This is a genomic window from Streptomyces sp. NPDC006332, assembly GCF_040612855.1.
Taxonomy (GTDB): domain Bacteria; phylum Actinomycetota; class Actinomycetes; order Streptomycetales; family Streptomycetaceae; genus Streptomyces.
Genome location: NZ_JBEXRA010000075.1, coordinates 1 through 12,065, shown reverse-complemented (window position 1 = coordinate 12,065; position 12,065 = coordinate 1). Strand labels below are relative to the sequence as shown.

11 protein-coding genes are annotated in these 12,065 nt (G+C 71.2%); 4 read left to right on the top strand and 7 right to left on the bottom strand.

Annotated features, from left to right (window positions below; translation table 11 throughout):
* Positions 1–330: 330 nt before the first annotated feature.
* Genes ABZ027_RS39265 through ABZ027_RS39255 form a run of 3 tightly spaced genes read right to left on the bottom strand, consistent with a single transcriptional unit; the run spans position 331 to position 3,567 of the window.
* Positions 331–1,218 (bottom strand): acyl-CoA dehydrogenase family protein, encoded by an 888-nt coding sequence (locus ABZ027_RS39265; protein ID WP_356777163.1) that lies wholly within the window; start codon positions 1,216–1,218, stop codon positions 331–333.
* 1 nt (position 1,219) lies between these two features.
* Positions 1,220–2,374: an acyl-CoA dehydrogenase gene (locus ABZ027_RS39260; RefSeq protein ID WP_356777161.1), complete on the bottom strand. Its 1,155-nt coding sequence runs from the start codon at positions 2,372–2,374 to the stop codon at positions 1,220–1,222.
* Positions 2,374–3,567 (bottom strand): amidohydrolase family protein, encoded by a 1,194-nt coding sequence (locus ABZ027_RS39255; RefSeq protein WP_356777159.1) that lies wholly within the window; start codon positions 3,565–3,567, stop codon positions 2,374–2,376. The genes ABZ027_RS39260 and ABZ027_RS39255 overlap by 1 nt, the downstream gene beginning before the upstream one ends.
* 180 nt (positions 3,568–3,747) lie before the next feature.
* Between ABZ027_RS39255 and ABZ027_RS39250 the strand changes: the two genes are divergently transcribed.
* Complete coding sequence (locus ABZ027_RS39250; protein ID WP_356777157.1) at positions 3,748–5,250, top strand: AMP-binding protein; 1,503 nt, start codon at positions 3,748–3,750, stop codon at positions 5,248–5,250.
* Between the two features lie 68 nt (positions 5,251–5,318).
* Here the strand turns inward: ABZ027_RS39250 and ABZ027_RS39245 are convergent, their stop codons facing one another.
* Positions 5,319–5,831, bottom strand: coding sequence for an EF-hand domain-containing protein (locus ABZ027_RS39245; protein WP_356777155.1), 513 nt, complete (start codon positions 5,829–5,831; stop codon positions 5,319–5,321).
* 227 nt (positions 5,832–6,058) lie between these two features.
* Positions 6,059–6,439 (bottom strand): STAS domain-containing protein, encoded by a 381-nt coding sequence (locus ABZ027_RS39240; RefSeq protein WP_356777153.1) that lies wholly within the window; start codon positions 6,437–6,439, stop codon positions 6,059–6,061.
* A 333-nt stretch (positions 6,440–6,772) separates the two neighbouring features.
* Between ABZ027_RS39240 and ABZ027_RS39235 the strand changes: the two genes are divergently transcribed.
* Both ABZ027_RS39235 and ABZ027_RS39230 read left to right on the top strand, forming a co-directional pair.
* Positions 6,773–7,354 carry a sigma-70 family RNA polymerase sigma factor gene (locus tag ABZ027_RS39235; RefSeq protein WP_356777151.1) on the top strand — a complete coding sequence of 194 codons (582 nt, stop codon included), beginning with the start codon at positions 6,773–6,775 and terminating at the stop codon, positions 7,352–7,354.
* A complete protein-coding gene (locus ABZ027_RS39230; protein ID WP_356777149.1) occupies positions 7,351–8,649 on the top strand; it encodes an MDMPI N domain containing protein in 1,299 nt (432 codons plus the stop codon). The genes ABZ027_RS39235 and ABZ027_RS39230 overlap by 4 nt, the downstream gene beginning before the upstream one ends.
* A gap of 365 nt (positions 8,650–9,014) precedes the next feature.
* Here the strand turns inward: ABZ027_RS39230 and purU are convergent, their stop codons facing one another.
* Positions 9,015–9,893: a formyltetrahydrofolate deformylase gene (gene purU / locus ABZ027_RS39225; protein WP_356777147.1), complete on the bottom strand. Its 879-nt coding sequence runs from the start codon at positions 9,891–9,893 to the stop codon at positions 9,015–9,017.
* 47 nt (positions 9,894–9,940) lie between these two features.
* Entirely contained in the window at positions 9,941–10,441 is a 501-nt protein-coding gene (locus ABZ027_RS39220) for a hypothetical protein (protein ID WP_356777144.1), read from the bottom strand.
* A gap of 118 nt (positions 10,442–10,559) precedes the next feature.
* Between ABZ027_RS39220 and ABZ027_RS39215 the strand changes: the two genes are divergently transcribed.
* Positions 10,560–11,861: an ABC transporter substrate-binding protein gene (locus tag ABZ027_RS39215; protein WP_356777142.1), complete on the top strand. Its 1,302-nt coding sequence runs from the start codon at positions 10,560–10,562 to the stop codon at positions 11,859–11,861.
* Positions 11,862–12,065: the final 204 nt, after the last annotated feature.

Genomic DNA, 12,065 nt, shown 5'->3' with positions numbered 1-12,065 from the left:
CGTGACTCCCTTGTGAGACAGCATGGTTGACCTACAGTCACGCCAACAAGCGCTTCGGGCATATTCCAGTGGGAAGGAGTACCCGTGCGGCATACTGTGCGACGCTCGTCTCCAGGGCTCGAACAAACAGGGGTAACACCGGCATGATTGGTGCTCGGGGCCACTCGCATTTCACACAAGGTACCGGAGTGCGCGGCCGTCTCCAGGACCCACGAGTCACGCGTAGGACACAACCCGATATCAACGCTCCGTGATTCCGGTGTGCCACGATCCGCGACATCCGTTCCGGGCACCCCGACGTCGTCCCAGCCCAGCGGCCCTTCACGGCCGTCAGTCCAGGAGTTCGGCGGCGAGGGTTTCCTCACTCTCCGTAGCGCTTCCGCCACGTTGTGCCCGCACCCAGGCCCGCTTGAGATGCAGGTGCACCTCGCTCTCCCAGGTGAACCCCATGCCGCCGTGCACTTGCAGGCAGTCCCGCGTGCTACGCAGCGCCGCTTCGTCGGCCAGCAGCCGGGCGGCAGCGATGTCGACGGGGGCGGCGGTGACGGCGGCGGCGTACACGGCAGCGCGGGCGGTCTGAGCCCGTACCAGCATGGCGGCGCACAGGTGCTTGATCGCCTGGAAGGCGCCGATCGGCCGGCCGAACTGCTCACGGGTCCGCGCGTGTTGCACGGCCAGCTCGCACACGCGTGTGGCTGTGCCGAGCTGCTCGGCGGCCGTGAGGAGGACCGCGACGGGGTCGGGCGGCCACGTGGCGGCGGGGGCCCACCGGTGCAGCGGCGTCAGCGGGTCCACCGACCGCAGCGGCACGGCCTGTGCCCCCCGCGGCAGCGGCGTCCCGCCGCCGCGCACGACGTCCGCCTCCGCCAGCCACTCCACCAGGCCCCCGTCGACGTCCGCCACGACCGTCTCACCGGTTGCCGCCCCCGGTACGGTGCCCGCCGCGAGGTGGGTGGGGATCAGCGGCCCGGGCAGCAGGGCGCGCCCCGCCTCCTCGAACGCCAGCACCGCCTCGGGAAGGCCGAGCCCCACCCCGCCGTCCGCCTCGGGCAGCCGCAGCGCGAAGAACCCGGCCTCCCCCAACTCCCGCCACAGCGCACGGTCGAGCCCCGGGCGGTCCACGGCGGCGCGCAGCGCCCCGGCGTCGAAGCGCCGCGCCAGCAGCTCCCGTACGCCCGCCCGTAAGGCGCGCTGGTCCTCGGACAGTTGAAATCGCACGTCAGCGCCCTTTCGGCAGGCCCAGGAGCCGTTCGGCCACGATGTTGTGCTGGATCTGCGAGGTACCGGCCGCGATGGTGTACGACAGCGAGGAGAGACGGTCGAGGACCCAGGGCCGGTCGAGGTCGAGTGCCGCGTCGCCCAGGACGTCGGCGGCGGCGTCGTACAGCTCTTGACGCGCGTGCGAATACCTCAGCTTGAAAACCGAGCCCGCGGTGCCTGGCACCGGGCCCGACGCCTCCGCCTCGCTCACGTTCCACTGGGTCAGCCGCCACAGCGCGCGGAACTCGGCGTGCAGCCGTCCGAGGCGCCGGCGCAGCACCGGGTCGTCCCAGCGGCCGGTGCTCCGCGCCTGACGGGCGAGTTCGCCGAGGACGCGGCGGCAGGCCACGACCTCACCGGCGAACGCCGTGCCGCGCTCGAAGGCCAGGGTCACCATGGTCACGCGCCAGCCGTCGTTCTCCTCGCCCACCCGGTTGGCGACCGGGACGCGCACCTCGTCGAGGAACACCTCGGCGAACTCGGCCGACCCGGCGAGGGTCCGCAGGGGCCGTACGGTGATGCCGGGCGCGTCCATCGGCATGGCGAGCCAGGTGATGCCGCGGTGTTTCGCGGCGGTCGGGTCGGTCCGCACCAACAGTTCGCACCAGTCGGCCACTTCGGCGTGCGAGGTCCAGATCTTGGACCCGCTCACCACGTAGTCGTCGCCGTCCCGCCGGGCGCGCGTGCGCAGTGCCGCGAGGTCGGATCCGGCGTCCGGTTCGCTGAAGCCCTGGCACCACACCTCCTCGCCGCGCAGGATCGGCGGCAGCCAGCGCGCCCGCTGTCCGGCCGTCCCCTCGGCGGCGATGGTCGGCCCGGCGTGCAGCAGTCCGACGAAGTTCGCGCCCACATAGGGCGCACCCGCCTTCTCCGTCTCCTCCAGGAAGATCAGGTGCTGGGTGGGGCCGACTCCCCGGCCGCCCGCGTCGGCGGGCCAGTGCAGCCCCGCGTACCCGGCGTCGTACAGCATCCGCTGCCAGCCGAGGTCATGGGCGCGGCGGGCCGGCCAGTCGTCCGGGGACGGTTTCGGCCCGAGCGTGGGCAGCACCGTGGCCAGCCACTCCCGCAGGCGCGCACGGAACTCCTGCTCCTCGGGTGTGTCGGTGAGGTCCACTAGCGGTCCAGGTCGAGGCCCAGCATGCGGATGGCGTTGCCCCGCATCAGCTTGTACACCGTCTCGTCGTCGAGGCCCTTCACATGGTCGAGGGCGACCTCCTTGGTGTGCGGGAAGGTCGAGTCGACGTGCGGGTAGTCGGTCTCGAAGGTCGCGTTGTCCCGGCCGACGACGTCCAGCGAGGCGACCCCGTGCTTGTCGCGGAAGAAGCAGCAGAACATCTGCCGGTAGTAGTACGTGGAGGGCGGCTCGGGGATCGTGCCGCGGACGCCGCCCCACGCGCGGTGCTCCTCCCAGACGTCGTCGGCGCGTTCCAGGGCGTACGGGATCCAGCCCATCTGCCCTTCGGAGTACGCCAGTTTGAGGCGGGGGAACCGCACCAGCACACCGCTGAAGAGGAAGTCCATCATCGAGGCCATGGCGTTGTTGAAGCTGAGCGCGGCCTGAACGGCGGGCGGTGCGTCGGGGGAGGCGGCCGGCATCTGGGAGCTGCTGCCGATGTGCATGTTGACGACCGTCCCGGTGTCCTGGCAGACCGCGAAGAAAGGGTCCCAGTAGCCGGAGTGGATGGACGGCAGGCCGAGGTGGGTGGGGATCTCGGAGAAGGTCACGGCCCGTACCCCGCGGGCCGCGTTGCGCCGGATCTCCTCGACCGCGAGGTCGATGTCCCACAGCGGTATCAGGCACAGCGGGATCAGCCGGCCGCCGCTGTCCCCGCACCACTCCTCGACCATCCAGTCGTTGTAGGCCCGCACACAGGCCAGCGCGACCTCCTTGTCGTGCGCCTCGGCGAAGGTCTGGCCGCAGAAGCGGGGGAAGGACGGGAAGCACAGGGACGCCTCGACGTGGTTGAGGTCCATGTCCGCGAGCCGCGCGGCGGGATCCCAGCAGCCCCGCCGCATCTCCTCGCGGGTGATCCCCTCCAGGGTCATCTCGTCCCGGTCGAAGCCGACGGCGGCGATGTTGCGCTTGTACGGGAACTTCAGGTCCTCGTAGATCCACCAGTCGGTCGGCTGGCCGTCCGGGTCCATGGTGATCTGGTACTTGCCGCCGACGTAGGCGAGTTCGCCGATGCCGGCGGTGAGGGCCTTGGGGCCGCGGTCCCGGTACTTCTTGGGCAGCCAGGTCTCGAAGAGGTGCGCGGGCTCGATGACATGGTCGTCGACGCTGATGATGCGGGGCAGTTCGGTCATGGGGTCCCCTCCGCCTGGCACACGGTTACCGACACACGGTGATCTGACGGTTCGGTGATCTGACGGTTCGTCAGATCTGATCTGCCCAGCAGGCTAGTCGCGCACCCCTGGACCGACAAGGCGCCGAGCCCTACGCTCTGCGCAGCATCTGACTACCCGTCAGCTACACAGGGGGCCGCCGTGACCGACACCGCCCACGCGCTCAGCACCTCCCGCACCCTCTGGGACCTGCTCGCCCGCCGCGCCGACCTCACCCCCGACCGCCCCCTTCTCCTCCAGGACAATCGCTCCCTGAGCTTCGCCGGGCTGCGCGACCGGGCCGAGCGGGTCGCGGCGGGGCTGTACGACATGGGCGTACGGCCCGGCACGGTCGTGGCCTGGCAGCTGCCCACCCGGATCGAGACGGCCGTGCTGTCCTTCGCGCTGGCCCGCCTGGGCGCCGTACAGAGCCCGGTCATCCCGTTCTACCGGGACCGCGAGGTCGGGTTCGCGCTGCGCGAGTCGAAGGCGGAGTTCTTCGCGGTGCCGGGCATGTGGCGCGGTTTCGACCACACCGCGATGGCCCGTCGGATGGGCGCCAAGGGCGTCTTCGAGGCGTACGACGAGCTGCCCGACGGCGACCCCGCCGTCCTCCCCGCCCCGCCCTCCGAGGGCACCTCGGTGCGCTGGATCTACTGGACCTCCGGGACCACCTCCGCCCCCAAGGGCGTCCTGCACACGGACCGTTCGCTGATCGCGGGCGGATCGTGTCTCGCCCACGCGCTGGGTCTGACCGCGGACGACGTGGGCTCGATGGCCTTCCCGTACGCGCACATCGCGGGCCCCGACTACACGGTGATGCTGCTGCTGTACGGCTTCCCCGCGGTGATGTTCGAGCAGTTCGCGCTGCCGGACGCGCTGGCGGGGTACCGCAGGCACGGGGTGACGGTGGCCGGCGGGTCCACGGCGTTCTACTCGATGTTCCTCGCCGAGCAGCGGAAACAGCCGGGGGTGCCGGTCATTCCGTCGCTACGGCTGCTCGCCGGCGGCGGGGCGCCCAAGCCGCCGGAGGTCTACTACTCCGTCGTACGGGAGATGGGCGTGCAGTTGACGCACGGGTACGGCATGACCGAGGTGCCGATGATCACGATGGGGTCGCCCGACGACACCCCGGAGAACCTGGCCACGACGGAGGGGCGACCGCCCGAGGGCATGGAGATACGGATCGTGGACGGGGAGGTCCGGCTGCGGGGCGAGGCCGTCTGTCAGGGATACCTGGATCCGGCGCAGACGGCGGAGGCGTTCGACGCGGACGGGTTCCTGCGCACCGGGGACCTCGGGCACGTCACCGACAGCGGGCACCTGGTGCTGACCGGGCGGCTGAAGGACGTGATCATCCGCAAGGGCGAGAACATCTCGGCGAAGGAGATCGAGGACCTGCTGCACGCGCACCCGGCCGTGGGGGACGTGGCCGTGGTCGGGCTGCCGGACGCCGAGCGCGGGGAGCGGGTGTGCGCGGTGGTGGAGCGGGTGCCGGGGGCGGAGGGGCCGACTCTGGAGGCGGTGACGTCGTACCTCCGCGCGGAAGGGCTGTCGACGCACAAGCTGCCGGAGCAGGTGGAGGTGGTGGACGCCCTGCCGCGCGGCGAGACGCTGCGGAAGGTGCTCAAGTACAAGTTGCGGGAGCGGTATTCGGGGGCGTAGGGGCGGGTCCCGTCAGGGTGCCGGGCGTTACCGGAGAGGCCGGTGCGCGGGCGAGTGCGCGGGCGGGTTCATTCGGGGACGGTGAAGTAGCGGGCGAAGGCCGTGACGATCTCCGTCTCGGCGACCTTGCCGTCGGCGTCCGTGTCGAGGGCGGCGGCGGCCGCGCGAGCGGTCTCCTCACTCGCGCCGAGCGCCTTCAGCACCCGGACGGTGTCCTCGACGGTGGCCCGGCCGTCCGCGTCGGTGTCCGCCACGGCGAGGGCCGCGTGCAGGAACGGGCGGGCGATCTCGGCGAACCGCTCCGGGTTGTCGCGCAGGCGCTTGACCGCGCCGTTCACGAACTCCTCCCGGGTGATCCGCTGATCACCGTCCCGGTCCGCGATGCCGGCCATGCCCTGCCAGAACGCCTCGGCGCCGATGTAGAGGGCCTGCCCCTTGTCGGAACGGGCGGCGGTGGCGAACTCCGCGAGCACGGACTTGGCCGCCACGTTGAAGTCGGCACGGTCGATGTAGCCGTTGCCGTCCTGGTCGAAGGTGGCGAACCGGGCGGCGATCCTGCGCTCGTACTCGCTGCTGACCATGTCTGTCGGACCGCCTCACATCACGTCGGGTGCATCTGCCACGGAGCGTACGACGGGAAGGCCTCTCCGGGCGCGCGAAAGTGACGCTTGTGCCAAGACCGAGGGGATTTCGGGACAACGGTGTGGCACTCACCTCGTCCGGAACCCGACGAACGGGGTGCTGCGCGCGTCGGCTCCGATGCCGCGCGCGTCGGACCGGGTACCGGTCGTGTCCGCTCCCGCGTCGCTCACGCGGACAGCGGGTCCGCGTCCTCCCGCACCGCCGACGCCACATCCGGGTGGACGTCGAACAGCCGACGGACGCCCAGTGCGCCCAGTACCCGGTTGACGTGGGAGCCGTCCTCGGCGCCCTGGGCCGGGAGGATCAGGCGCAGCCTGCCCTGGCAGGAACTCATGAGGCGGCGGGAGGCGATGAGCACGCCGACGCCGCTGGAATCGCAGAAGAACACGTCGGAGAGGTCGAGGACGAGACTGTGGCGGCCCTCGGCCACCTCGTCGTGCACCCGTTGCCGCAGCACCGGCGACGTCACCAGGTCCAGCTCGCCCGACACTTCGAGCACGGCCCAATCGCCCTGCCCGTTGCCGGTCACATTGAACGCCACCACCATTCCCTTCGTTCGCCGGAAAGCAAACGGAAGCCTTCCCTACGCTTCCTTGCAGCGCGGCTGCCCAGCGGCCGTTCCCTGAAACACGGGCCGAGAAACAGATGGCAAGGGAAGAGGGCTTGTTTTAGTCACATTCGATCCTGTTCGATCGTGTCTGGCTGACACTGGACGGGTAGCCGAACGGCCAACGCCCACTACCACCCTTGGCTCCGCAGGGGGCGCACATTGCGACAAAGGGGCGTGCGCCGCCAAAGGTGCCGACTACATTCGAGGAGCAGGTGGGCGCAGGTTTCGACAAGCACACGGGCCGGGACAAGGGCAGGCTGAGAGGGCCGCATGGCGAAGAAGGACGCACCGCCCCGCTGGGACCGCAAGATGCAGCAACGGCTCGCGCGCGGCGAGGCGGCCGCCCTCGGCGAGCTGTACGACCGTTTCGCTTCACTCGTGCACGGTCTCGCCCACCGCGTGCTCGGAAACGAGCGCGCCGCGGACGTCGTCACCCGCGAGGTCTTCGCCCATGTCTGGGAACACCCCGACACCTACGACCCCAAGCAGGGCCCACTGCGGACCTGGGTGGCCGCCCTGACCCACCGCCTCGCCGTGCAGCGGCTGCGCGCCACCGAGACCGCCGCACTCGCCGAGGACGGCCACGGCAGCACCGAGGAACTGGAGAGCAAGGTCCGCCACGCCTCGGTCGCCGCCCGCGCCGACTACATCGTCCAGTCCATGCCGGCGCCGTTGCGCGCCGCCCTGGAGCTGGCCTATTTCCAGCGCCGCGACTACCGCCAGACCGCCGTCGACCTCGGCGTCACCGAGGACGAGGCCCGGCGCCGCCTCCGTCTGGGCCTGCAACTGCTGTCCACGGCCCATGACGCCGCCGGACCCGGGGCGCCGCCCGGATACGGGGGTGCCGCGTGAACGACCCCGGCCGCTTCAAGGCGCACGACGACGGGGACGAGGGTGACGACCGGGATGACGGGTCCGGCGAGGGCGAGTCCGTTCCGCCCCGCATCCCCCTGCCCCGCGCCTCCGTCGAGGACACCGGGCGTCCCCTGCCCACGCTGGAGGAGTTGGGTGACCTGCTGCCCCCGCCCGCCCCGCTGGTCCTGGAGCACCACGTCCTGAAGTCGATGCTCGGGGCGTGGGCGCTGGCCGCCTGCTCGCCGGCCGAGACGGCGGCCGTCGAGGAACACCTGGGCGACTGCGGACACTGCGCGGACGAGGCACTGCGCCTGCGTGAGGCGGTCGGCCTGCTGCACCGCCCGGAGAGCCTCGACCTGGACCCCGGTCTGCGTACCCGCGTCCTGGAGAGCTGCCTCGACCGGCGTCCGCCGCGCATCCCGGTGCCCCGGTGGGCGACGCCGTACGACGCGGAGACCGCCCGGCTCGACGCCCTGCTCCAGGACATAGGCGACGCCGAGTGGCACGCGCCGGTGCGGCTGCGCTGGTTCGAGGGCGAGGGCGCGACCAGCCGTCGTACGACGGTCGCCGGGGTCATCGCGCACCTGCTCACGGTCGACGGCCTGGTCGCGGTCGCGCTCGGCCTGGACGACCCGCTGGGCGAGGTGGACGCCCGGGCGCCGACACCGGCCGCGCGGACCGAGGCGTACTGGCGGGCCTCGCACTTCCCGCCCACCCGCGGGGTGCGCGTCCCGTGGCGGGAGCAGAGCCACGAGCTGGTACGCGGGGTGTCCTTCACCGGCGGCGGTACCGGGCGACTGACCGTGCCCTACGGCGACTTCGAGCTGCCGTTGCGTGACGCGATGCTGGACCGCGCGTTCGAGTGCTGGGTCCACGCGGAGGACATCGCCGAGGCGGTGGACTACCCGTACGACCCGCCCTCGCCGCGGCACCTCAACCGCATGATCGACCTCGCGGCCCGGATGCTGCCGGCCGTGCTGGCGGCGCGCCGCCAGGCGGGACTGGCCTCCCCGGCTCGGGGCCGCCGCCTCGTATCGGCGGGCGAACCGGGCCGCAGCCTCCGCCTGGAGATCGAGGGCCATGGCGGAGGAGAGTGGCTGATCCCTCTCGACTCCCCGGCGGCGGTGGGCTCCGCCGCCCACGAGGTCGCCCACGTGGCGCTCGACGACGTGGAGTTCTGCCACCTGGCGGCCGGCCACGTGTCTCCTGCGGAGGCTGCGGCGGGGCAGGTCGGGGACCGGGAGGCGATCAGGGACGTGCTGTTCGCGGCGGCGTCGTTGAGCCGGATGTAGGGGCGGCCACGGTTTCGTCGGCGGCTGCGGGTTCGTGGGTGGCTGGTCGCGCAGTTCCCCGCGCCCCTAGAAGGTGGGACCAGTAACCCGACCTCTCAGGGACGCGGGGAACTGCGCGAGCAACCACAAAGCACCCGCAGCCACCCCCACCGGAACCCCTCGGCCCCCTCAAACACGGGCCGCACACCAACCCCCCAGGGGCGCGGGGAACTGCGCAACCAGCCACAAAGCACCCGCAGCCACCCCCGAACAGAAACCCCCCGCCCCCTCAAACACGGGCCGCACACCAACCCCCCAGGGGCGCGGGGAACTGCGCGACCAGCCACAACGAACCCGCAGCCACCCCCGAACAGAACCCCCGCCCCCTAGGCGAACACCACCGTGCGCCGCCCGTTCAGCAGAATCCGCCGCTCCGCATGCCACTTCACGGCCCGCGCCAGCGCCTGGCACTCCACGTCCCGCCCGATCGCGACCAGCTGGTTCGGCGTGACATCGTGCCCGACCCGCTCGATCTCCTGCTCGATGATCGGCCCCTCGTCGAGGTCGGCCGTCACGTAGTGCGCCGTGGCCCCGATCAGCTTCACGCCCCGCGCATGCGCCTGGTGGTACGGCTTCGCGCCCTTGAAGCTCGGCAGGAAGGAGTGGTGGATGTTGATGATCCGCCCGCTGAGCTGCTTGCACAGGTCGTCGGAGATGACCTGCATGTACCGGGCGAGCACGACCAGCTCGACGTCCAGCTCCCGCACCAGCTCCAGCAGCCGCGCCTCGGCCTCCGGCTTGGTGTCCTTCGTCACCGGGATTTGGTGGAAGGGAATGTCGTACGAGCCCACCAGCTCGGCGAAGTCCGTGTGGTTGGACACCACGGCCGCGATCTCCACCGGAAGCGCGCCTATCCGCGACCGGAACAGCAGGTCGTTCAGGCAGTGGCCGAACTTGCTGACCATCAGGACGATGCGCATCTTCTCGTCGGCCCGGTGGATCTGCCAGTCCATGTGGAAGGCGTCACCGATCGCCGCGAAGCTCGCCCGCAGCTTGTCCACGGTCACCGGCTCGTCCGCCGAGAAGTGGACGCGCATGAAGAACAGTCCCGTGTCGTGGTCGCCGAACTGCTGACTGTCCTCGATGTTGCAGCCGGTCATGAACAGGTAGCTCGACACGGCGTGCACGATGCCCTGCTTGTCGGGGCAGGAGAGGGTGAGGACGTACTGGTCGGCGGCGGCGGCGCGGGCGGACTGCTCATTCATGCGGGACAGGGTCCCATACCCGGGACCAGGGGCGTCCGGCCGTCTCGCTACGCAGACCGCGTCAGTATCCGCAGCACCTCCAGCGTGCGCGGCGGCGCGTCCGGGTCCTCCCCGTCGGCCACCGCCAGCCGCACGTGCGCGTCACGCGCCGCCCGTACCGCGTCCGGCCACCCCTGGTGGTCGACGTACGCGGAGACCGGGGCGTCCGGCCCCACCTGGTGCATGATCCGCAGCACCCGCAGCACGGCGGTGTCGACGAGCGCCGCCTCCTGGGAGTCCCGGAAGATCGTGCCGACGTACTTCTCGGCGGACCAGTTGTCCAGCCAGGTGTCCTCGACGAGGCGGTACACGGCGTCGGTGACGTCTCCGTACCCCTCCACGCCCGCCAGCCAGACATCCCTCTGGAACACCGGGTCGGAGAGCATGTGGAGCGCGGAGCGCACATTGCTGCGCCAGCGCCACCACGGCATGTCGTTCTGTGGCATGTCACCCATGGTGGATGAGCGACGGCCGCGACGGGAAGAGTTCTCCGAACCTTGCACGGTCATCGATCGTACGTTCCCTCCCCCGGGCGCCCCACCGACCCCCCGCTGTTCACCCCCACGCCACCCGCCCATAACCGAGGATCACACTCGGGTTAGCGGTGTGGGGGAAGCGTGTCCGTACATGACCGGCAGGCGACCCTTCCGCAGCACTCTCCTCCCCACGTGCACCCGGCCCGTCAGAGCAACCGCCGTCTCGGCGGCGGCCCTGGTGGCGTGTGTGTCGCTCACCGCCGGCTGCGGGGTCGTCCCCGGGGTCACGGGGGGCTCCGGGGACGACCCGATCAAGGTCATGACCTGGGCCCCGGAGAACACCAACGCCACCAACAAACCGGGCATGCCCGCCTTCGCGAAGGCCTACGCCCGCTGGGTCAACGCCCACGGCGGCCTCAACGGCCACAAGATCACCGTCCTGACCTGCAACGACCGTAACGACAGCGTGGCCGCGGCCCGGTGCGCCCAGCGCGCCGTCAGCGAGGGCGTCGTCGCGGTCATCGGCTCCTACAGCCAGTACGCCGACTCCTTCCTGCCACCGCTGGAGGGCGCCGGCATCCCCTACATAGGCGGCTACGGCGTCACCTCCGAGGAGTTCACCAGCCCGCTGTCCTACCCCGTCAACGGCGGCCAGCCCACCCTCCTGGCCGGACTCGGCAAGGCCCTGTCCGACTGCGGGCCCGTCGCGCTGATCCGCCCCGACACCGTCGCGGGCGACGAACTCTCCAGCCTGCTCGACTCCGGCCTGACCGCCGGCGGACACGCGGCCACCAAGGATCTGCGGGCGCCGGAGGACGCGACCGAGTACGCCGAGAACTCCGACCGGGCGCTTCGGCAGACCACCACCGACCCGGCCAGGAAGGGCTGCGTGGTGCCCGCGCTCGGCGACCGCACCGGCACCTTCATGGACTCCTTCCGGCGCGACCGCGGGAAATACCCCTCGGTCCGCACCGCCATGGTGCTCGGCAACGTCGACCAGACCGAGATCAACGCCTCCGGCGGGCAGGCCGGGCCCTACGAGGGGTCGTACATCACCGGCTGGTACCCGGTGGAGACCGACCCGCGCTGGGACCCGATGAAGAAGGTCATCAGCGAGCAGGCCTTCGGCGACGACCGCATCGACGCCGCGGACACCGGGGTGCAGACGACCTGGATCGCGTACACCGCGTTCAAGGAGGTCGTCGAGTCACTGACCGGCGAGGTGACCTCCGACACCGTACGCAAAGCCCTGGACGACGGGATCAAGGTCAACACCGGCGGGCTGACCCCCTCGCTCCAGTGGAAGTTCCAGGGCCCGCTCGCGGCCGTCGGCTTCCCGCGCCTGGCCAACACCGACGTGTCCCTTCAGGTCGTCAGGCAGGGACGTCTGGTATTGGCCAAGAAGGGCTTCACGGACGTCACGGACACCCTGCGGAACGCCGACCTGAACTGAGGGGCTGAGGACCGAGGGGCTGAGGGGCTGAGGGACTGAGGGGCTGAGGGGCTGAGGGGCTGAGGGGCTGAGGGGCTGAGGGGCTGAGGGGCTGAGGGGCTGAGGGGCTGAGGGGCTGAGGGGCTGCGGGACCCGGCCGTACCGGGCCCCGCGGCCCCGGGAGTCGGGGGGCGGCGCGGCGTCCGGGGCGGGCGCCGCCACGAG